This is a genomic window from Kitasatospora sp. NBC_01539, from assembly GCF_045040525.1.
GTDB lineage: Bacteria > Actinomycetota > Actinomycetes > Streptomycetales > Streptomycetaceae > Kitasatospora.
Window position 1 is genome coordinate 9,327,265 of record NZ_CP109390.1, and the last position, 21,143, is coordinate 9,348,407.

19 protein-coding genes and 1 pseudogene are annotated in these 21,143 nt (G+C 74.3%); 6 read left to right on the forward strand and 14 right to left on the reverse strand.

Features of this window, described 5'->3' with window-relative positions; translation table 11 throughout:
• Positions 1–18 precede the first annotated feature (18 nt).
• From OG335_RS40400 to OG335_RS40435, 8 genes and pseudogenes are all read right to left on the reverse strand, one after another.
• Positions 19–213, reverse strand: coding sequence for a hypothetical protein (locus OG335_RS40400; RefSeq protein ID WP_405008917.1), 195 nt, complete (start codon positions 211–213; stop codon positions 19–21).
• Between the two features lie 110 nt (positions 214–323).
• Positions 324–776, reverse strand: a complete 453-nt coding sequence (locus OG335_RS40405) for a hypothetical protein (RefSeq protein WP_405008916.1) — start codon at positions 774–776, stop codon at positions 324–326.
• Between the two features lie 240 nt (positions 777–1,016).
• A complete protein-coding gene (locus tag OG335_RS40410; RefSeq protein ID WP_405008915.1) occupies positions 1,017–3,746 on the reverse strand; it encodes a GNAT family N-acetyltransferase in 2,730 nt (909 codons plus the stop codon).
• A gap of 168 nt (positions 3,747–3,914) precedes the next feature.
• Positions 3,915–4,967 (reverse strand): Acg family FMN-binding oxidoreductase, encoded by a 1,053-nt coding sequence (locus OG335_RS40415; RefSeq protein ID WP_405008914.1) that lies wholly within the window; start codon positions 4,965–4,967, stop codon positions 3,915–3,917.
• A gap of 234 nt (positions 4,968–5,201) precedes the next feature.
• Entirely contained in the window at positions 5,202–5,633 is a 432-nt protein-coding gene (locus OG335_RS40420) for a hypothetical protein (protein ID WP_405008913.1), read from the reverse strand.
• Between the two features lie 245 nt (positions 5,634–5,878).
• Positions 5,879–6,691 carry an AraC family transcriptional regulator gene (locus OG335_RS40425; protein WP_405015274.1) on the reverse strand — a complete coding sequence of 271 codons (813 nt, stop codon included), beginning with the start codon at positions 6,689–6,691 and terminating at the stop codon, positions 5,879–5,881.
• Between the two features lie 55 nt (positions 6,692–6,746).
• Positions 6,747–7,969, reverse strand: a pseudogene (locus tag OG335_RS40430) (IS4 family transposase); the annotation flags it as partial.
• A gap of 9 nt (positions 7,970–7,978) precedes the next feature.
• Positions 7,979–8,284 (reverse strand): cupin domain-containing protein, encoded by a 306-nt coding sequence (locus OG335_RS40435; protein ID WP_405008912.1) that lies wholly within the window; start codon positions 8,282–8,284, stop codon positions 7,979–7,981.
• A 149-nt stretch (positions 8,285–8,433) separates the two neighbouring features.
• Between OG335_RS40435 and OG335_RS40440 the strand changes: the two genes are divergently transcribed.
• A complete protein-coding gene (locus OG335_RS40440; protein ID WP_405008911.1) occupies positions 8,434–9,366 on the forward strand; it encodes an NADP-dependent oxidoreductase in 933 nt (310 codons plus the stop codon).
• A gap of 124 nt (positions 9,367–9,490) precedes the next feature.
• On the opposite strand, the gene OG335_RS40445 is transcribed toward OG335_RS40440, so the two are convergent.
• The gene (locus OG335_RS40445) at positions 9,491–9,802 is read right to left on the reverse strand and encodes an NIPSNAP family protein (RefSeq protein ID WP_405008910.1); all 312 of its coding nucleotides are present in this window, start codon (positions 9,800–9,802) and stop codon (positions 9,491–9,493) included.
• Positions 9,803–10,052: 250 nt separating this feature from the next.
• On the opposite strand from OG335_RS40445, the gene OG335_RS40450 reads away from it, so the two are divergent.
• Both OG335_RS40450 and OG335_RS40455 read left to right on the forward strand, forming a co-directional pair.
• Positions 10,053–10,412: a hypothetical protein gene (locus OG335_RS40450; protein WP_405008909.1), complete on the forward strand. Its 360-nt coding sequence runs from the start codon at positions 10,053–10,055 to the stop codon at positions 10,410–10,412.
• A 342-nt stretch (positions 10,413–10,754) separates the two neighbouring features.
• Positions 10,755–11,327 (forward strand): DUF4240 domain-containing protein, encoded by a 573-nt coding sequence (locus OG335_RS40455; protein ID WP_405008908.1) that lies wholly within the window; start codon positions 10,755–10,757, stop codon positions 11,325–11,327.
• Positions 11,328–11,540: 213 nt separating this feature from the next.
• Here the strand turns inward: OG335_RS40455 and OG335_RS40460 are convergent, their stop codons facing one another.
• Together OG335_RS40460 and OG335_RS40465 are read right to left on the reverse strand one after the other, a co-directional pair.
• On the reverse strand, positions 11,541–13,592 hold the full coding sequence (locus OG335_RS40460; protein WP_405008907.1) for a WD40 repeat domain-containing protein: 2,052 nt from the start codon (positions 13,590–13,592) through the stop codon (positions 11,541–11,543).
• A gap of 114 nt (positions 13,593–13,706) precedes the next feature.
• Positions 13,707–13,991: a helix-turn-helix domain-containing protein gene (locus OG335_RS40465; protein WP_405015273.1), complete on the reverse strand. Its 285-nt coding sequence runs from the start codon at positions 13,989–13,991 to the stop codon at positions 13,707–13,709.
• Positions 13,992–14,053: 62 nt separating this feature from the next.
• Between OG335_RS40465 and map the strand changes: the two genes are divergently transcribed.
• Complete coding sequence (gene map, locus OG335_RS40470; RefSeq protein WP_405008906.1) at positions 14,054–14,821, forward strand: type I methionyl aminopeptidase; 768 nt, start codon at positions 14,054–14,056, stop codon at positions 14,819–14,821.
• A gap of 166 nt (positions 14,822–14,987) precedes the next feature.
• Here the strand turns inward: map and OG335_RS40475 are convergent, their stop codons facing one another.
• Together OG335_RS40475 and OG335_RS40480 are read right to left on the reverse strand one after the other, a co-directional pair.
• Positions 14,988–15,191, reverse strand: coding sequence for a cold-shock protein (locus OG335_RS40475; RefSeq protein WP_030918248.1), 204 nt, complete (start codon positions 15,189–15,191; stop codon positions 14,988–14,990).
• 256 nt (positions 15,192–15,447) lie between these two features.
• A complete protein-coding gene (locus OG335_RS40480) occupies positions 15,448–16,368 on the reverse strand; it encodes an oxidoreductase (protein WP_405008905.1) in 921 nt (306 codons plus the stop codon).
• A gap of 56 nt (positions 16,369–16,424) precedes the next feature.
• On the opposite strand from OG335_RS40480, the gene OG335_RS40485 reads away from it, so the two are divergent.
• A complete protein-coding gene (locus OG335_RS40485; RefSeq protein ID WP_405008904.1) occupies positions 16,425–17,420 on the forward strand; it encodes an ArsR family transcriptional regulator in 996 nt (331 codons plus the stop codon).
• Positions 17,421–17,488: 68 nt separating this feature from the next.
• Here the strand turns inward: OG335_RS40485 and OG335_RS40490 are convergent, their stop codons facing one another.
• Positions 17,489–19,615: an alpha/beta hydrolase family protein gene (locus tag OG335_RS40490; protein ID WP_405008903.1), complete on the reverse strand. Its 2,127-nt coding sequence runs from the start codon at positions 19,613–19,615 to the stop codon at positions 17,489–17,491.
• A 282-nt stretch (positions 19,616–19,897) separates the two neighbouring features.
• Between OG335_RS40490 and OG335_RS40495 the strand changes: the two genes are divergently transcribed.
• Positions 19,898–21,082: a glycosyltransferase family 2 protein gene (locus OG335_RS40495; RefSeq protein WP_405008902.1), complete on the forward strand. Its 1,185-nt coding sequence runs from the start codon at positions 19,898–19,900 to the stop codon at positions 21,080–21,082.
• Positions 21,083–21,143 lie beyond the last annotated feature (61 nt).

The following is a 21,143-nucleotide window of genomic DNA, read 5'->3' on the forward strand; positions in this document are numbered from 1 at the left end:
CGTGGTCGCGGGTGCGGGTCAGTCGCCGCCGCCGTTCGTGCTCCGGTTCAGGCCGCGGCGCCGACCCTTGTCGACGCAGCGCAGCATCTCGCCCACGACGAGCGTCACGGTCGCCACGACGCGGACCCAACGGGGGCCGCCCCGGTCCGCCCACACGACGCACACGCATCCGCCGACAACCAGCACCAGCGCGCCCAGCAGCAGAACCGTCATGTCTCGCACCCCTGCAATCGTCCGTACCGTGCCGGTGATCCTGCCAGGTCCGACGCCCTCGGGCACAGCCGGAAGGCGGGCGCGCCGACGTCACGCACGGGTGGGTGCGGCTACTGCTCGATCCGCAGGTTCCATCGCACGCCGGGCGGGGCGTCGACGCTCACCTGCACGTCCTGCGCCGCTCGGAGGTGGAGGACGTTGAGCACCGGGGTGACGTCTGCCGTCCCGCACACCACCGTGCTGGTCGACACGGGGTCGATGTGCACGGTCAGGGAGCCGCCGGTGCAGTACATCGCGACGTCCATCTCGCCGGCCCGGGCGGAGAAGGTCCCGACGGTGGAGCCCGCCTCACGGAGCGGTACGGCGACGAGTGTTCTCGTTCCGCCCGCCGTGGGAGGCAGTTCCGGAACGTCCGGTTGCCGGTGCGCCGTCGGGCTCGGCGCGGGCGGTTCGGCCGTCGGCGTCGGCGTCGGTGCGGCCCGGCTCCCGCCCGTGCCGGAGCATCCGGCGAGGAGGACCGCCGAGGCCAGGACGGCGAGCAGCACCGGCACGTGTCGGGTCATCGCGGTGAACGGTCCCCCCGTGGACGTCGTTTCGGAGTTCGAGAGTGGAAGATCCCTGACGTTCCGTCAAGAGCGCCCGGGGAGGAGTGCCTTCCCGTAGCGGTGCCGGTCGTCGCCGCCACGCACGCCCCCACGGGCCGCTCCTCGTCGGGCAGACCGGCCGCAGCGAGCGCATGGCGGCACCCTCCGACACGTGCGCCGCCGAGGGCGGGGGCGGCGCGGGCGGCCCGTCGGCTGTGGTCAGTGCTTCCCGGGCGCCACCGGACGGCCGGGCCGGGGCCGGTAGGGGTCGTAGGGGTGCCGCGGCTCCAGGCGGATGCGCGCGTCGACGCCGGTCAGGGAGTCCGGGCGGGCGGTCAGCGGGTCGAGGTCGACCTCGACGACCTGGGGCAGGTCGGTCGCCATCCGGGAGAGTCCGGCGAGGACGTGCTGGACGGCGCCGAGGTCGGCCTGCTGTGTGCCGGAGGGATCGAGGAGCAGGGAGGAGTTGCGCAGGTCGGCGACCATGGTGGTGAGGTCGTGCTCGGTCAGCGGGGTGAGCCGGACGGAGCGGTCGTCGGGGATGCCGGTGGCGGTGCCGCGGAGGCCGAGGACGACGAGGGAGCCGAAGACCTGGTCCCGGACGATGCCGGTGAGCAGTTCGAGGCCGGGCGCGGCCATCGGCTGGACGACCACGCCGTCCATGCGGTCCCCGAACTGGGCTGTGAACTGCCGGTGTGCGGCGACGACTTCGGCGTCGTCGGCCAGTCCGGTCCGGACGGCGCCGACCCGGCCCTTGTGGATCTGGTCGGGCCAGTAGGCCTTCAGGACGGTCCTGCCGCCGTGGCCGTACTGGCGCAGGACGCGGGAGGCGAGGACGGCCTGCTGCTCGCCGTGCGCCCACCGGAAGGGGATGTGGGGGATGCCGTAGCAGGCGAGCAGGCCGGCGGTGTCGTTCGGGTCGAGCAGGCCGCCCTCGGGGCGGGTGCGGAGGAAGGCTTCGGCGAGCGCGCGGGCCGCCGGGGTGTCGGCGACCGGCGGCGTCGCCTCGGCGACCGGTTCGGCCAGTCGCCGGGCGCGGTCCCTGGCGTGGGCCAGGGCCCGGGCGGCGGCGGCCGGGTCGGCGTAGGACGGCAGGAGGCCGCCTCGGCAGGCCAGGTACCGGACGGGTGGTTCCTGGCCGACCTGGACGGCGGCGACGGGGATGCGCCGCCGGGCCGGGCCCTCCAGCAGGGCACGGACGGTTCCGGGTCCGTCGCCCGTGGTCAGTGCGGTCGGCACGAGGCAGACCAGCAGCGCGTCGACGGTCTCCTCGCGGGCCAGCAGGTCGAGGCAGGCGCGGATCTGCTCCGGGTGGGCGGCGGCCGTGCTGTCCACCGGGTTGACGGTGCTCGCGCCGCCCGGCAGGAGGACGGCCAGCGCGGCGGCCGTCGCGGCGGGGAGTTCGGGCAGGAGGAGGCCGGCCTCGGCGCACGCGTCGGCGGCGAGGATGCCGATCCCGCCGGCGTTCGAGATCACCGCGACGGCGCCGCGCGGGCCGGGCAGCGGCTGTGCGTGCAACAGCGCTGCGGCTTCGACGAGTTCGGCGATGCTGTGGGTGGCGGTGATGCCGGCCTGCCGGAAGAGCTCCTCCCGGGTCACGGCCGGGGTCGCCGACGCCGCGGTGTGCGCGGCGGCGCCGCGGCGGCCTGCGGCGGAGCGGCCCGCGTCGACGGTGAGGACGGGCAGCCGCCGGGTCACCCGGCGGACCGTACGGGCGAACGCCCGGGGGTTGCCGAACGAGTCGAGGTGCAGCACGGCGAGGTCGGTCCGGCCGTCCTCCTCCCACCATCGCAGCAGGTCGTCGCCGCTGACGTCGAACTTGTCGCCGAGCGAGACGAAGCTGGAGACGCCGATGCCGAGCCGGGCCAGCCGTTCCAGGAGGGCGATCCCGATGCCGCCGGACTGCACGGCGATCCCGGCCGTGCCGGGGAGGGGCACCACGCCGCCGAACTCGGCGTCGAGCCGCACCGCGGGGTCGGTGTGGGCGACGCCGAGGCTGTTCGGCCCGACGAGCCGCATGCCGTGACGGCGGCAGGCACGCACGAGTCCGCGGGCCTCGTCCGGGGAGAGGCCCGCGGTGACGACCACGAGCGCGCGGGCCCCGGCGCGGCCGCACGCCTCGGCGGCGTCCGGCACCGCGCCGGGCGGCACGGTGAGCACGGCGAGGTCGGGGGCGCCGGGGAGGTCGGCGACCGACCGGTGGGCGGGCAGGCCCGCGATCTCGTCCGCGTGCGGGTTGACGGCCCGGAGGTCGCCGGTGAACGCCCCCTCCTGGATCTTCAGCAGGACGGCCCGGCCCACCGAGCCGGGCCGCCGCGAAGCACCGACGACGGCGATGGAGCGGGGGCAGAGCAGCGCGGCGAGGCCGGCGACGTCGGCGGCCCGGCCGCGCCGGTCCGCCGCCTCGCGGTCGCGCTCGTCCTGCTCGTCGAGCGGCACCCGCAGCCGGGCCCCGCCCTGCCCGCCCCGGTGGTGGACGGGCAGGCCCAGGTCGGAGAAGAGCCGGTGCACCGCGCGGTTCCCGGCCACGGTGTCGGCCTCGAACTCCCGCACCCCGCGCTCGCGGGCGGCCTCCACGAGGTGTTTCACGAGGAGCGTGCCGACACCGTGGTGCCGCCAGGAGTCCGCGACCGCCAGGGCGAGTCGGGCGGTGTCCGACCGGCCGCCGGTCGTCTCGCAGTCCACCTCGCCGACGAGGTCCGCCGCGACCCAGGCGCCGAGCGTGAGCAGGCCGGGCCGGGGTGGTCCGCAGAGCCGGTCGGCGGCGAGGGCCGGCGCTCGGCGGCCGGGTCCGAGGAACCGTGGGCCGCGGCCGTCCCCGGACCGCCCGGCGGCGTACAGCTCGTAGACGGCGTCGTGGTCGGCGGGGCGCAGCGGGCGGATGACGGCGGTGGTGCCGTCGGTCAGGAGGTCTTCGGCCGTCGCCGGGGGGTCGTCGCGGCTGGGCATCTGCGGCTCCTCGGTCGGGCCCGGGCGCGGCGTTCCGGGCGGGTGTCCGGCGTGCCCCGTCCTTCCAGGCTCACTCCTGCCGGGCCTCACCGCACGGCCGGGCGGGTGTCACCGGCCCGCTCCGGCCGCGGGCGGGTGTCACCGGCCCGCGCCAGCCGCGGGCGGGTGTCATCGGCCCGCTCCGGCCGCGGGCGGGTCGAGGGTCTCCGCGACGGGGCGGCGCGGTGTGGCCGGTCCGGGTGGCCCGTAGCCGATCCGGACCACGAGCTGGACGAAGCCCGGCCCTTGTTCCGGGTCGCGCAGCAGGGCCCGGGTGTCCGGCCACTCGACGGCCTGGTGCAGCACGGTCAGCCGGACGCCTCGGGCCGTGGCCAGCAGCCAGACCCGCTCCAGCGCCTGGCCGGCCCGGAGCCAGTCGGCGGGGCCGTCGCCGTGGGTGGTGAGGGTGCAGACCTGCGGGAGCGCCTCGAAGCGTTCCGTGGGGAGGGCCGGCGGGCCTCCGGTGAAGCTCCGCATCGGCACGCGGGCCTCGTGGTCCTGCGGGCCCAGCGCCGACGCGGGGATCCCGTCGGTCGCCGGTGTCTCGGGGCGCAGCCAGCCCCGGGTCTCCGCCTGGCGGGCCACGTCGGCCTCGGTGCGGGCCTCGGCCTCCGCGGTGAGGGTCAGCACCCGTCGGACGCCGGCCTCCTCCAGCGGCGTGAGGTGCACGCCCTCGGTCCGGGCGGCGCCGATCAGCTCCCCGAGCACGCTCTCCGGCACGTCGCGGCCGGCGAACGGCCGGCGGGCGGAGTGGCGGTGCGGGATGGCGGCGTACAACTCGGGGTCGGCGTAGACGGTTGCCGGGGGTCCGGTCAGGGAGACGACCGCGAGCAGGTCCGGCCGGGCCGGGTCGGGCATCAGCCGGACCACCGGCGTGCGGCCGAGATGGGCGGCGGCCACGCGGAGGTTGAGGAGCGCCGCGCCGACGGAGATGTGCAGGGCGCGGCCGACCGGGTCGGTCAGGGGGACGGCGCGGGTGCGGTCCGCGTACACCTCGACCCCGTGCACCTCCACCACCCCGTCCGGGTCCACCCCGTTCGGCTCGGCCCCGTTCGGCCCGGCCCCGTCCGGGTCGACCGTCGGACGGAAGCGCCAGGGCTGGCTGTTGTGCAGGGACGGCGCCGCGCCCGCAGCTGTCACGAGCAGCCGCAGGTCGGCGAGGGTCGGCAGTGTCGCGATCATGATCAGTACTCCTTGCCCTCATGCCCTCGGCGGTGCGCCCCGGACGGGAGCAGCACCCCGCTGCCTCCAGCGTGCGCCGCCTGCCGGTGCCTGCGAAGGGCCGTTGGACCCGTTCTGCGGCGGCCTGCCGCGGCACCGCCACCGCGGGCGGCACGGGAGAGGAGACCGGAGAGCAGGAGACCGGGAGAGCGGGAGAGCGGGAGAGCGGGGGGCCGACGGCTGTACGACGCCTCCTCACCCTCCCTCCGACGGGCAGGCGAGGCGGCGGTACCACCAGAACTCCGTGCGCCACTGCCGTCGACGGGTGAACGGGTCGGGCAGTGTGCGGTGCAGGAGAGCGGCGTCCAAGGGGCGGAGGACCCGCCGGAGTTCGGCTCGGGCCCGTACCGGCAGCGCTCCCAGGATCCCGTCCAGCACGTCACGTGCGTGCCGGACGTCGTCGAAGGAGCAGCCCGGGCAGGAGCAGAACGCTGCCTGCGGGTACAGGGGGCGTCTGCCCGGTGGGGCGAGGAACTCCCGGTACCGGCGCAGCGCCCGATCGGTGGCTCCGGGGTAGAGGTACCAGCCGGCGCTCACCCTCTCGGCCCGGTGCACCGCCAGGCTTGTTCCGGCGGAGAGGCCGTGGATCCGGGGCGGCGGGGCGGGTCCCCAGAGGCGGGGCGTCACGTGGTCTCCGCGCAGCGCGCGGGGCGGTCTACGCGGCATCGGCCTTTCGACGTGTGGTCACGGCAGCACGATGCCATGCCGTCCCGGTGCGTGTCACGCGGATTCCCCGTACGTCGACGCAGACCCTGTACCGCCTGGCCACAGGAAATCTTGCGTCACCAGCCAGTGGGCTGGTGCCACTTCGGGCCACTCCCACCGCAAGATCTTCTGCCTCCCCGAGGGGCTCCGCCGGTACCGGCCTCCGGTCAGGAGGCCGCACCGGCCCGTCGCCGGTACTGGCCGGGCGGCACGCTGTGGGCGCGCTTGAAGGCCTTGGCGAACGCGAACTCGGAGCCGTAGCCGACCCGTTCTCCGACGACGGCGATCGGGGTGTCGGAGTGGCGCAGCAGCCGGGCGGCCGTGGTCATCCGCCAGCGGGTGAGATACGTGAGCGGGGGTTCGCCGACCAGGCCGGTGAACCGGCGGGCGAAGGCGGCGCGCGAGAGGCCTGCGCTGTCGGCGAGCGCCTCGACCGTCCAGGCGCGGCCGGGGTCGCGGTGGATGGCGCGCAGGGCCGGGGCGATGGCCGGGTCGGTCAGTGCGGCGGCCCATCCGGCGGTGGCATCGGCCGGCTGGTCGTCGAACCAGGCGCGGAGGATGTAGAGGAGCAGCAGGTCGATCAGCTCGCCCACGATGCCGTCGGATCCGGGCCTGGGGTCGTCGAGTTCGGCGCCGAGCATGTCGATCGCGGCGCGCAGGGCGTGGTGGCGGTCGCGCCGGGCGGGCAGGTGGATCAGCTCGGGAAGGCCGGCGACCAGGGGGTGGGGGCGTTCCCGGTCGAGGTGGTAGGAGCCGCAGAGCAGCACCGTGCGGGCGCCGGGGCCGTCGACGGCGAACCTGCCGATCGGTGAGGTGCGGTCGGTCCGGTCGCAATGCCGCTTAGATAGCTGGGTTTCTGAGTTGTAAGGTGGGCGGTCCGGAGTGCCGGGTGTTGGTGTCGTCGGGGCGTTTGATGCGGTGCGGGCTGAGGCGGTGGCGTTTGACGGCGCGGGGGCAAGTACGTTGTCGCCGGGCGGGATTGGGCCGTTCGGCTATCTCGGCGAGAGCCCCGGTAAGGGCGGCGGCCAAGCCGTCAGGGGAAAACGCCGCCTGGTCGGTGACCAGGCGGCGGACGACGCGGAGACTGCGGATGAAGGACATCCGGTCCGGGTCGAGGCCGGCACCGCCCGCGGCTTGATGCATGAGGTTCCGGATCGCGTAGTGCGTGGTCAGCAGGGCCCAGATCTCCTGGCGGACCATCTCGGGCGACTTGGACCGCAGGGGGCGAGCAGGTCCGCGCTGGTACGTCTCGATCTCGGCAAGCGCGACCTCGAACTCCCACCGCTGGTGGTACGCCGCCGCCAGCTCCAGTGCGGGAGCCTCGCCGGGATCCAGGACGGTGGTGATCAGCCGGTACAGGTCCCCGTTGCCCGCACGCCCGTCCACCCGGTAATCCACAACACGAACGGCCAGTCCTTCCAGCCGCGCGTCCGCGCGTCCGGAGCGCACATGTCGTCGGTACCGCTGACGCGCGATGACGTCGGCGAGCACGGAACGGTAGGAACCGTCGGGGAACACTTCCAGCACGGGCAGATCGACGGTCTCCGACACCCTCCACAGCAGGTCAGCGCCCGTCTCGGCTGCTTTGACCCACAACGCCAGGCTGTAGAACCCGCGATCGGCCATGACCAGCATGCCCGGCTCGAACCGTTGCAGCAGCTGCTCGGTCAGCTCCCTCTCGCCCACAGCCAACGGGCCGATGCGCGCCGCGATGACCGCACGGGTCCCGCACTCCCCGAGGCCGACCACCCGGGCCTGCGGGAAGGGGCCGGGACGGTGCTCACGGTGACTGTTCTTGCCGAACGCCTCGGTGTTGCCCGGGGTGTCCGGGAGCTCGAGCTGCACCCCGTCGACCGCCATCATCCGCCATGACCGCAGCCAGGCACCTTCGGTACCGGGACCGGCCAGTGGCGCCCCGACACGCTCGAACAGCAACCGCAAAGGCTCCTCGCCCAGCCGGGCCCTGGCCTGTGTGATCGCCCCGGTGGTCGGCACCCTCCAGTTCCCGCTCCAGTCCCCGAGGAACCGCAGACCGCCCACCAGCTTGCGCATCACCTCCTCATAGCCGTCGCCGAAGAACAAGCACATGGCCAGCACGAAGTACACACCACCCGGGCAGGCAGCAGGCGCACCCGACGCTCCCGACGCCCAGCCTGCTCAACCACATCATCGACAAGATCCTGATGCAGCAGGTCCGTCAGCACCCCGACCGCCAGACGATCCGTCAAGCGCCCATCCGCACCCCGCAACTCATCCACACAGCAAGCCTAGCGATACTGGTCCTTATCTAAGCGGCATTGGGTCCGGTCGGGGCGGAAGTCGGTGGCCGGGGAGTGCGGGTCGTCGGTCAGGGCGTGCTCGGCGCCGCTGCGCAGGAAGATCACGTCACCGGCGGCCAGGGCGAGGGCGGAGCCGTCGGGTCGGACGAGCCAGCAGGAGCCGGTCAGCACGACGTGGAAGGCCGCGCCGGTGGCCTCGTGGAAGCGCAGTCCCCAGGGCGCCCGGCACTCGGTGCGGGCCGTCCGGGGGCTCTCGGACCGCATGGAGGCGACGGCCTCGGTGAGGATGTCCATGCGGACAGCCTACGCCGATACGACCGCCGGACGAGACGATCGGACAGGAAAGAGAGAGTTTCGGCTATTCAGCGTCTCGCATCAGCCGCCTAGGTTTGGTGCCAGGCCCGGACGCCACGATCCGCGCCACCGACGGAAGGAACCCCGCCGTGCGCACCATCGACCAGCAGTCCTACGGAGAGCCCGGCGTCCTCCGGATCACCGAGGCGGAACGGCCGGAACCGCGGGTCACCGAGGTCCTGGTGCGGGTCCGCGCCGCGGGGGTCAACCCCGTCGACGCCTACACCCGTTCGGGGGCGTTCCCGCTCCTGGGCGAGCCTCCGTTCGTGCTCGGCTGGGACGTCTCCGGCGTGGTCGAGCAGGTCGCGCCGGGCGTCAACCGCTTCGCCGTCGGCGACGAGGTCTACGGCATGCCGCACTTCCCGCGGCCGGCCGGGGGCTACGCCGAGTACGTCACGGCGCCGGCCCGGCAGCTCGCCCGCAAGCCGAAGGGGCTGGACCACGCGCAGGCCGCCGCACTGCCGATGGCCGGGCTGACCGCCTGGCAGGCGCTGGTCGACGCGGCCGGGCTGCAGGCCGGACAGCGGGTGCTGGTGCACGGCGGGGCGGGCGGGGTCGGACACCTCGCCGTGCAGATCGCCAGGGCCCGCGGAGCCGAGGTCTTCGCGACGGCGAGCGCCGCCAAGCTCGACTTCCTCCGCGAGCTCGGCGCCGACCACCCGATCGACTACACCGCGGCCGACTTCACCACCGGGCTGCGCGGGCTGGACGTCGTGTTCGACACGGTCGGCAACGGCAACGGCCTCCGCTCGCTCCCCGTCCTGCGCGACGGCGGCGTGCTGGCCACGATCACGGAGCACTTCGACCCGGAGCTCGCCGCCCGTACCGCGGCGGCCGGCAGGCGGTACGCCGGAGTCGTGGTCGAGCCGGACCACGTCGGGCTGGAGGCGCTGACCGAGCTGGTCGAGGCGGGCCTCCTGCGGCCGCACGTCGAGCACGTCCTCCCGCTGGAGGACGCGGCCACGGCGCACGCCCTGGTCGAGACCCGCCGCACCCGGGGCAAGATCGTCCTGACGCTCTGATCCCCGCGGCGCACACCTGCCACCCGCCCGAGCGCCGACGCGTCCGCCACCGGGTCGCCGTTACGGGAGCGGGGGCAGGCGCGGGGGCAGGCGCGGGGGCGGCCGGGAACGGCCGGGGGCACGCCTACGCGTCGGTCTCCAGCGGTGTCAGGAACCGGCGCTCGTACCGCTTGATGCACCTGGTCCTGCGGGCCAGCTCGAACGCCTCCTGACAGTCGGGGTCGGCCGCGGCCGCGATGCGGTAGCGCTCGTACTCGGCCAGGCTGCCGAACGTGAAGAGGGCGTACGCGATGTCGCTGTCGCCCTCGCTCGGCAGGAAGTAACCGAGGTGCGTGCCGCCGAAGCGCGGGACGAGCCGCACCCAGCGCCGGCCGTACTCCTCGAAGTCCGCCAGCTTGTCGGGGTCGATCTCGTACTTCAGATGAATCGTGATCATGTCCGTCCCTCTTCCGCCGTAAGGCGCTCGTGCCTGTCCGGGGCGGCCGTCCGCGGGGACGGCGACCACGGCAGGGCCGTTCGTCGACGACTCGATCCTTCCGTCCCGGAGCCCCTTCGACCAGCGGCGGGAACGCCCGGGGACCGCGAGATCCCGCCAACCCCGCACCACCGCCGCGCGCACCGCACCCGCGAGGGGCCTGTGACGCGGAACGCATGACGCGGCGCGTCAGGCTCTCTACGGTGGAGGCATGAGCATCGGCACACTCCCGCAGCGCACTGTCGGGATCCGGTCAGGCGACGAGATCCACGACGCCCTGCAGCACCTGCCCACCCGCCGGGACAAGCCGCGCCCGCAGGGCGCCCGGGCCGCCCTCGGGTGGGCACTCGACCCCTGGAAGTCGCCCCCCATCCCCATGGAGCCGTCCCCCGCCGACGCCCTCCTACGGCTCATGGCGCAGGAACGCACCGCCCTCGCCGTACGGCACGACCCCCGGCAGAGCCCTCAGCAGCGCCGCTACGCCCGCGGCGTCGCCCAGGCCCTCGGCTGGATCCTCGGATACACCCCCGACCTCCCGCTCGTCCGGCCGGAGGCGACCGCCGGACGGTGACCGCACGGCGGGCCGCACCGGGGGGCTCCGGCAGCGCCGCAGCCCCCGCTCCCCGGCCGCCGGAGAGGGACGTCTCGGCGGCCGGGTCTGAGCGGCGACGGGGCCGGCCCGGGCGACCGAAGAGGCGTGACGGCCGCCCGGGCCTGTGCCCCGCCCGACTCCCCGCCTCACCGCCCACCGGCCCGGCAAACCCCCTTCACCGGCATCCCGCGCGGACGGCCTTCACCCCGGCCGACCCTGGCACGGCCCGGGGCCGCCCCGCCCCGCCCGCCCTGTCGCGCCCTGTCGCGGCCGGCCTCGTGCAACGGCTGCTGTCGCAGCCCTGCTCTAGGCTCCCCGGCCATGCAGATCAACGACTGGTGGGGCCTCGTCGAGCAAGCGCGCAGCGTGGTCGGTGACCGTGCCGATGACAGGAACCTGCCCGACGACCCGTTGCCCGGCGCCCTCACGGGCATACTCGCGTCACTGGAGCCGGCGGAAATCATCGACTTCTACCTGAAGGCGATCGAGGTGACCGACTCCGCGTACCGGCGTCCGCTGTGGAAGGCCGCCTACCTCGTGGAGGGTGGCTGCGGAGACGACGGCTTCATGGACTTCCGCGACGGGCTGATCCTGCTCGGACGGGAGACGTTCACCCGCGCCGTCGCCCGTCCCGACTCCCTGGCCGAGCTGCCCGTGGTCGTCCGGATGAGCCGCGACGAGGACGGCTGGATCGGCTTCGAGTCGCTGAGCTACCTGATCAAGCAGGCGTACCGGGAATCCCAGGGCGAGACCGGTTCGTTCGACACGGCCGTGGACGCCGCTCTGCGCGCCACGGTGCGGCCCGAAGAGCCGACCGGGGCCGACTGGGACAGTGAGGACGACGACGAGATGCGGCGCCACCTCCCCCGGCTCGCGGCGCTCTTTCTCGACTGAACCCGATGAAGCCGCTCGTCGCCGGCGGCGCCTGACCCCGAATGCCGGACACCAGGGACGTTCTGCCAGGTTTCTGCAGCATGAAATCGATTGCCGAGGAGGCGTCCGCCGAGCACGGCATACTCTTCAAGCCCACGGTCTGGGTCGATTGGACCGGACCGGAGACCTAGTAAAATCCGGGGTGCCCTTTCGGGGGCACCCCGGCCCTTTTTCTCAATCGCCTTCCCGGATCGGCGGACGAACGAGTGCGATGTCCTGGCCGAACCCCACCGCCACTCCCCCGTCCGCGGTGGCCGCGAGGCAGACGGCGGCACCGGGCAGCAGCAGCGGCCGGGTGGACGGTTCACCGGTGCGCAGGTCGATCAGAGTGAGGGTGCGGTCGGCGCGGGCCACGTACAGCTCGGGCCAGCCGAGGCCCGCGACGGCGGTGACGGCGGCCGGGCCGTCGATCTCCGGGCCCGCCGGCCGACCGGTGCGGTCCCAGGCGCGGAGTGCGGTGGCGCCCTCGGCCGCATCCTCGGAGCGGACGGTGACGAGTCGGCCGTCGAGGAGTGCCAGCACGGGGTGGTCCTCGGTTCCCGGCACGATCTCCGGCGCGGACGACGGGTCGTCCAGGTCGAACAGCCGGGCCGGTTCCTCGTAGGACGTCAGAGCGACGGTCGCGCGCCCGTCGACCGCGCCGACGGCGAATCCGGTGGTGCCCGTTTCGGCGTCCACGGGGATCGTGGCGAGAACGGCCCCGTCGGCGGGGTTCCGGAGCGTGATGTCCCCGTCCCCGTAGACGACCAGTGCGTCGCCGGTGCGCAGGCGCCGGTGGACGGCCCAGCGGACGATGCTGCTGTCGGTGCGGGCCGGTGCGCCGGAGGGGCCGCCCGCGGCCAGGTCCCAGCGGTACAGGAGCGGATCGGGGTCGTGCGGGGATCCGGAGCCGGTGGCGGCGTACGGACGGCCGCCGTCGCTCCAGGCGGCCAGGGCCCTGGTCACCACGACCTCGGTGGCGAGGGGCGCGGCCAGCAGGGTGCCGTCGGCGGCGCGGCGGACCACCAGGGTTCCGCCTTCGTCGACACTGACCACCACTCCGTCCGGCTCGGTGACCGTGACGTCCGCCAGTCGCTGGCCGTGGCCGGGCTTGCGGTCCACGGAGGCGGCCGGGTCCCAGAGTGCGACCACACCGTCCTGCTCGGAGGAGGTCAGCAGGAGGTCGCGCCCCTCCCAGCGGACGGCCTCGACGGCGGCCCGTGCGACGGATCCGGCGAGGGGTGGTCCGAGCGGCCGCATGGTACGGGCGTCCCAGAGATGGACGTTCCACCTGGTGGACACGGCGAGGGCGGGCCCCGTCACGGTCGGATTGCTCTGCGGTCCCAGCCCCGGCCTGGACTGCATCAGCCGGTCCGGAACGGGGTACAGGTGTGCCGTGAGCAGTTCGTGCTGACCCGTCGTCAGGTCAATGGTGGCGTGGGCATCCTGCTCGTCGCGGACGGTCAGCAGCTCCCGACCGTCCGACCGCCACAGGGTGGCGCCCTTGATCGGGCGTAGCCCGGCGGGGACGGGGAGCTGTCGCACCTGGTCGTCGTCCGGGTTCCACAGCAGGACCCCTTCGTCCGAGAGCAGCACGACCGCGCTCCCGTCCGCGAGGGCGCCGGGACTGAGCCCGATGACGGGCGGCAGGTGCGGAAGGCGGAGCCGCGCGCCGGTCGCGAGGTCCCAGAGCCCGAGGCCGCTCCAGGCGGTGCTGACCAGCAGCCGGGTGTCAGGTCCGCTGCCGAGGACCGCCAGGGCGTGCGGGCTTTCGCCGACGTCGATCGTCCGGCGGAGCGCGAGGTCGGCGAGGGCCCAGATCCGCACCGTGTGGTCATCGTGGCTGGAGATGAGCAGCGGTTCGGTGGCGTCGGGCGCGAAGGCCAGGACGCGAACGGGTACCTCGCACTCCACGGTGCGGACCCGGCCCGACCGGACGTCCCGGACTTCCAGCCGGTGCCTTCGGAGCTTCGGGTCGGCCGGTGGCCGTTCGTCGGCCCTGACGGCGGTGGCCAGTTGGGGCCGGCCGTCGACCTCGCCCCAGGCGCTGGCCACGACCCGCCCGACCCGCACCTGCCAGATCAGCCGGAGGTCCAGGTCGATATCGGTCGCCCAGTCGACCCGCCACAGGTCGCCGTCCGGGTCGCCGACGGCCCGGCCCCGGCGGACGGCGTCGAGGAGGGCGGACTGCCGTCGGTCGACATCGTCCGGCTCCGCGTGTCCGACGTCGGCTACGACCTGATCCATCGGCGTTGCCCTTCTTCGTGCTTCGTGGCGATCGGGACGAGATGCCGTGCGGGTGCGACCCTGCCGCGCTACGACGGGAACGCCTGCCCTCGCCGGCGGCCGGCGCGTGTCGGGTCACGCCGACATGGCGTGCTCGCCGCCTTCGGAGTCGTCCGACTCGTCCGCGCAGGCGGCGGCCAGGTCGTCGAGTGACAGGTGCAGGGCGTGGGCCAGGGCTGCCACGGTGAAGAAGGCCGGGGTCGGGGCCCGACCGGTCTCGATCTTGCGGAGCGTCTCCGCGGACACCCCGGCCGCCGCTGCCACGTCCACCATGCTGCGGTCACCGCGGGCCCGGCGGAGCAGGGCCCCGAAGCGCTCTCCACGGTGCCGCTCTTCCGGGGTCAAGGGAACTCTCACCATGCCCGTGATACTAATACCGGTATAAGTATTGGGCAGCATCGCACCGCAGGGAGCCACGACACATGGTGGAGATCAAGACCGACACGGCACTGGAAGCGATGCGTGAAGCCGGACGCGTCGTGGCCCACGCACTTGCGGCCGCCCGTGAGGCGGCAGCCGTGGGAGTCCGTCTGCGCGAGCTGGACGAAGCCGCCCGCGCCGTTCTCACCGCGGCCGGAGCGCGCTCACCGTTCCTGGGCTACCAGCCCTCCTTCGCCCCCGTCCCCTTCCCCGCCGTGATCTGCGCCTCCGTCAACGACGCCGTCGCACACGGCATCCCCGACGACCACCGCCTGCGCGACGGCGACCTGGTCAGCATCGACTGCGGAGCCGAACTCGACGGCTGGACCGGCGACGCCGCGATCAGCTTCACCGTCGGCACCCCTCGCCCCGCCGACCTCGAACTCATCGCCGCCACCCGGCGGGCCCTGGACGCCGGCATCGCCGCCGCCACCACCGGCCGTCGCATCGGCGACATCTCCCACGCCATCAGCACGGTCGCCCGCAAGGCCGCCTGCGGCATGCCGACCGACTTCGGCGGCCACGGCATCGGCCGCCGGATGCACGAGGACCCCCACGTCCCCAACCACGGACGGCCCGGTCGCGGCTTCCCCCTGCGCCACGGTCTCACCCTCGCCCTCGAACCCATGCTCATGGCCGGCGGACGCAACGCCTACTACACCGACCCCGACGGATGGACCCTGCGCACGACCGACGGCAGCCGCGCCGCCCACATCGAACACACCATCGCCGTCACCGAGGACGGCCCCCGCATCCTCACCCTGCCCTGACAACCCCGAAACCCTGCCCCGACCCCGAAACCCGCCCCGACCCCGGATCCGCTCACACCCGGCGGGGGCCGCCGACCGGTCGGCCGTGCGGCGACAAACGCAAAGGCCCGCACCGGATGTGACATCCGGTGCGGGCCCCTGCTACCAGGCGGGTGCCGTGGCGAAATTACAGCGGGCGAATGTTCTCCGCCTGCGGGCCCTTCTGGCCCTGCGTGACGTCGAACTCGACCTTCTGGCCCTCGAGCAGCTCGCGGAAGCCGTTGGCGTTGATGTTCGAGTAGTGGGCGAAGACGTCCGGGCCGCCACCCTCCTGCTCGATGAAGCCGAAGCCCTTTTCCGCGTTGAACCACTTCACAGTGCCATTAGCCATAAAAATTCTCCTTCAAAGGGGCTGTCCGAGACCCGCACGGTGCGGGCCCCGAGTGCCGCGATGATGACCCACCCGGAGAAAAGATCCGGAAAAAACAAAATGCGCCTGCGATATATCAGCAGGCGCACACCAAGTCCATGGGAACCACTACTGCAACTCCCCTGAACTGTAGCAGGCCCGACAGCGGAACGGCGGGACATCGACCTGCGGGTTCGCGCCGGGCCCGCGCAGCGGTCTCCTGCTGCGGCGGCCGAGGTCAGAGCGCCCTTCCCCCGCCGCCGTGGTGGAGGTCGTCGAGGGCCGCGAGGTCGGTGTCCGAGAGGCGGATCGCCCCGGCGGCGACGTTGGCCGCGAGGTGGTCGAGGTCCCCGGTGCCCGGGATCGCCAGGACGTGCGGGCCGCGGTGGAGCGTCCACGCGAGGCGTATCTGGGCGGTGCTCGCGCCGTGCGCCCGGGCGACGGCACGGACGGCGTCCGCCTCGGCGTCGACTGCGCCGGCCTGACCCGCGGTGCCCGCGATCGCGTAGAAGGGGACGAACGCGATGCCCTGCTCGCCGCAGAGCCGCACGAAGCCGTCGTCCTGCGGGCGCACCCCGATGCCGTACCGGTTCTGCACGCAGACCACGGGAGCGATGGCGCGGGCCTCGGCGAGCTGGGCGGGGGTCACGTTGGAGAGGCCCAGGTGGCGGACGAGCCCGGCCTCGCGCAGCTCGGCGAGGACGCCGAAGCGTTCGGCGACGGAGTCGGTGCCGAGGACGCGGAGGTTCACGACGTCGAGGTGGTCGCGGCCGAGCTGGCGCAGGTTCTCCTCGACCTGGCCACGCAGGCGGTCGGGGGTGGCGTGAGGCGTCCAGTGACCGGACGGGTCGCGGCCGGGGCCGACCTTGGTGGTGATGACGAGGTGGTCGGGGTACGGGGCCAGGGCCCGGTTGATGAGTTCGTTGGCGGAGCGCAGCGGCGAGAAGTAGAAGGCCGCGGTGTCGATGTGGTCGACGCCCAGGTCGAGGGCGCGGCGCAGCACGGCGACGGCCTGCTCGCGGTCGCGGGGGCGGGCGCCGGGTACGAGGGCCTCGCCCGTCTGGGGCAGGCGCATGGCGCCGAAGCCGATCCGGTTGATCGTCAGGTCGCCGAGCCGCCAGGTGCCCGACGCCGCTGCGGTGATGGTCCGTGGTGTCATGCCGGGGATCGTCGCGGCCGGGTAGGCTGGCGCGCCAATGATTCGGGCATGCGCGAATGTCGGGGGTGCGGGTGGCGGCTGAGCTGGCGTTCTCCGCGCGTGATCTCGCGCGACTGCGCTTCGCCGTCTCGCCGATGTGGGAGGTGGGGCCGAGCTTCCGGCTGCTGGTGTCGGGCATCGCGCATCCGGTGCACCACACGTGGGTGGCGCAGGTGCGGCCGCGGTGGGCGGCGGCCGGGCTGGACCGCGGCTGGCTGGGCGATCTGGTGCCGGGGGCGGGGTACGTCCCGGACTTCCTGAATCCCGCGCCCGACGGGCCGGCGCCGACGCTGGGCCGGGAACTGGCGCAGATCGCCGCCACGCCGGCCGACCGGGTGCGCCGGGACCTCGACCGTCTGGCGGAGGAGCAGGGGCACCTCGGACCGCGGGCCAGCGCGCTGTACGCGCGGCCGCGGGCCCGTCTGGAGCGGGTCACCGAGGAGATCGCCGCGTACTGGGATCTCGCACTGGCCCCGTACTGGGCGAGGATCCGGGCCGTCCTCGACGCCGACGTGTTCCACCGGGCGCGGCAGGTCGCCGAACAGGGGGCCGGCCGGTTGTTCAACGAGCTGCACCCGACGGTGAGCTGGGACGACCACGCCCTGCGGCTGGCCCGGCGCACCCGGGCGCTGTCCCGGCCGACCGCCGGGGCGGGGATGGTCCTCCTGCCGTCCGTCTTCACCGGGCCTTGCCCGCTCACCCGGGTGACGCCGCCCGAACCTCCTCAGCTGGCCTACCCGGCGCGGGGCATCGGCGACCTGTGGGCGGCCCGTCCGGCCGCCGGGACGACTCCGCTCGCCGCCGTGCTCGGCCGCACCCGGACGCGGCTGCTGACCGAACTCGACTCGCCGGCCTCCACCACGGAGCTGGCCCAGCGCACGGGGCTCTCGCCGGCCGGCGTCTCCCAGGCCCTCACCGCGCTGCGCGACGCCCGCCTGGTCAGCGCCCACCGGGCCGGCCGGGTCGTGCTCTACGCCCGCACCTCCGTCGCGGACACCCTCATCGCCGGGTGAGCCGTCAGCGACCCCGCGGGCCCGAAGGCGCCGACAGGGCGTCGACGAACCGTGCCCGGCCCGGACGGTCACCCGGCACCGTGGAGCCCGCGCCGCAGCGGCGCCGGGGTGCCGGGGGCCCACGGCGGCGCGTCCGCCGTGGTGAAGCCGAACGCATGCGCGTAGAGGGAGAGTTCGGCCGTGAGGCACTGCTCGACGGTTCGGGCGGTGCGGAAGCCGTGCTGCTCGCCCTCGAAGGTCAGGTAGGCCTGCGGCACGCCGCTGCCCCGCAGGCGGTCCAGGAAGCGTTCGGACTGTTCGGGCGGGCAGACCGCGTCGTCGGTGCCCTGCAGGATGACGAACGGGGTGCGCACGTGGTGCGCGCGCCGGAGCGGGGAGACCTCCTCGTAGCGGGAACGCGCCTGCGGCCACGGGCCGATCAGGCTCTCCAGGTACCGGGATTCGAAGTCGTGGGTGCCGCTGACCCGCCACTGCTCGGGGTCGAGCAGCGGGTAGTAGATGCCCGCCGCGCGGTAGAGGCCGGGCTCCGCCGCCAGCGAGGCCGCGGCCGTCCAGCCGCCGGCACTGCCGCCGCGGATGCCGATGCGCGCCGGGTCGGCGATGCCCCTGGCGATCAGGGCCCGGGCCACCGCCGCGCAGTCCCGGACGTCGGTGACGCCCCAGTGCCCGCGCAGCCGTTCGCGGTACGACCGGCCGAAGCCGGTCGAGCCGCCGTACTGCACGTCGACGACGCCGATGCCGCGGCTGGTGAAGAAGGCGATCTCGGGACGGGCGACGAGCCGGCTGCGGGTGGTGGGACCACCGTGCACCTGCACGAGGAACGGCGGGAGCTCGCCCTCCGGCGCCGCGGCACCGGGATGGTGCGGCGGGTGGACGAAGGCGTGGACCTCCTCGCCGTCCGGGCCGGGCAGGACCTCGTGGCGGCCGTGCGGGTGGTGGTCGGCGTGGCGCAGCGGCTCGGCCCGGACCACCTCCGTCCACTCCGTCCGCTCCGTCCGCGGCCGGTCCCGGCGCCGAGCATCCCGCGCCGAAGCACCCGCCGCCGATACGCCCTGCACCCGACCGGACGGCGCCACGGCGGACGGCACGGCGGACGGCACGGCATCGGACGGATCCGGGTCGTCCACCGTCACGAGGACGACGGCCCACGGGTCGCGCGGGCCGGCGGCGGTGGCGGCCACCCGTCGGCCGTGCACGGCGATGCCGACCCACTCGGTGTACGGGGACGGGACGTCGTTGAGCGAGCCGTCCGCCCCGAGCACGGCGAGCCTGCGGTCCGCGGTGCCGTGGGTGACGGCCAGCCGCCCGCCGCCGAGAGGGAGGAACCAGCGGGTGCCGATCCGCCACAGCGGCTCGCCGAACTCCTCGGGGCGGGGGCAGAGGGCGCGCGAGGTGCCGTCCAGCCGCACCTCGTGGAGGTTCCACCAGCCGTCGGGGTCGGCCACGACGTGGAGCACGCCGGGACGGTCCGGGTCCCACTCGACCTGGCCGACCGAGACGCCGTCGCCCCCGGCGATCCTGCGGGGCGTGCCGAGGCCGCCGTCGGCGGTGACCGGCGCGCACATCAGCTCGGTGGCGTCCCAGGGCATCGCCGGGTGGTCCCAGCCGATCCAGGCGGCGTGCCGGCCGTCCGGCGAGATCCTGGGCCCGGTCATGAAGTGGTGGGTGGCGGCGAGCACCCGGACGGCGCCGCGCGCGTGCGCGGCACTGCCGTCGAGCGGGAGGGCGACCAGCTCGCGCCGGACCTCGGTGCCGGTGTTCCCGGTGAACTCCTCGCGCAGGCACCAGATCTCGTCACCGACCCGGGTGAAGTCGCAGTAGCGGGCGCCGGCCGGACGAGCGGGCTGCGGGCTGATGGCGACCGGAGGTGTGCCGGGTGACGCCCGGTGGACGCGCTGGTCGTCCCAGTGCACGAAGACGAATCCGGCCGTGGCGTCGGCGCCGAGCGCCAGCCACGGCCTGCCGCCGTACTCGATGACGCGCGAGCGGACGTTCCACGCCGGGCCGAGCAGTTCGCGGACCTCGCCGTCCGGGGTGCGGCCGACGAGCGCACTGCGGCCCGCCTCGGCGGGGCGGGCCTCCGTCCACCAGAGTTCGTCGCCCACGAAGTCGAGCCAGTCGGGGGCGGATTCGCCCTCGGCGACCTCGGCGGCGGTGATCGGGGACGTCCACGTCCCGTACGGCGCGGTGCGCATCGTTTCCTCCTGGTGGGGACGGCGGACGGACGGCCCGGACGGTGTTCGGCCACCGAGTGCCGGGCGGGTGCCAGGCGGGTGCCGGGCGGGTGCCGGGCGGGTGCCGGATCGGCCGTCCAGGGGTTGCTCTTCCCCCGTTCGCATTGCTCCAGACCTTCGGGCAACAGATTTGGCAACACCTTGCCACGATGTGCCTCCGCCCGTTACCGTCTGGCCTGCGGAGGGCTGGACCGGGTCGGCCCCGACCCGCACCCTCCGCCGGGCCTCGTGAGGAGCACACACATGGGCACGCCGAAATTCAGCGTCGTGATCCCCTACAAGCAGCGGCTGGACAACATCGGGCTGGTCTTCGCCGCACTCGCCGACCAGACCCTCGACCGCTCGGACTTCGAGGTCGTGGTCGGCGCCCTGGAGTACGCGCCGGAGTACACCGCCCTCTGCCGGGAGTACACGGACCGGCTCCGCATCGTCACCGTGACGGCCGACGTGCCGTGGAACCTCAGCCACGCGCGCAACCTGGCCGTGGCCCAGGCCACCGGCGAGGTGCTGGTCTTCCTCGACGCCGACATGATGCTGCCGCCCGGCTGCCTGGAGAACCTCTACACCCGGCACTACGCCCACCGGCAGAACGTCTGCATCGCCGGCGGGATGATCGGCTACGACGACGTGGCCGAACGCGACGTCGACACCGTCACCGCCCTGCCGTACAGCCACTACCGCACCGTGCTGGCGCAGTTGGAGCAGACCGACGTCAGCGGCATGGACGAGCGCTGGTCGCCCGCGTACCGCTCGCCGATCGCCCGCTTCCCGTGGGTGTACGCGCGCGGCGGGTTCCTCGCCCTTCCCGCCGCGACCCTGCGCCGCCACGGGCTGCACTTCGACGAGGGCTTCGACGGCTGGGGCCCCGAGGACCAGGAGTGGGGGCTGCGCGTCGCCGCCACGGGCACGCCCGTGCTGCTGCCGCAGGACGTGTACGGCGTGCACCTGCCGCACGCCCGCGACCTCTCCGCCAACGGCACCACCGCCGGGGTCAACAACAAGTACTACCTGGCCAAGTGGCCACGACTCGACCTCGAACTCGCCCTCGCCTTCGGCTGGCTGGAAGCCGACCGGATCTACCAGGAGGTCGAGCGCGAGCTCGCGGCGGCCGCCGGGGGCGAGGGCCGAGCGCTCGGAGCCGTCCGCGGCACCGTCAACGGCACGGACGTCCTCCTCGTCGGGGTGGTGACCGCGGACGGCATCCCCCTGCCCTCCCCCGACCTCGACGCCCTGGACGACACGCGCGCCCTCCCCGCGGTGCTCCCGCTCGCCGGGTTCGGCCTGCCCCACCCCGACGGCAGCGTCGAGGAGTGCCGCGTCCTGCCGCCGGTCGCCGCCCTCGGTGCGCGCTACCGCGACGCGATCCTCCGCGAGGCGGAGCGCGTCGCCCGCAAGGTCACCGCACCTGCCGGGGCCGCGCGGGGCTGACTCCGGCCGGAGACGCGCGAGGCGCCGCCCACCCCCCGGGCCCACCGGGGTGCGGGCGGCG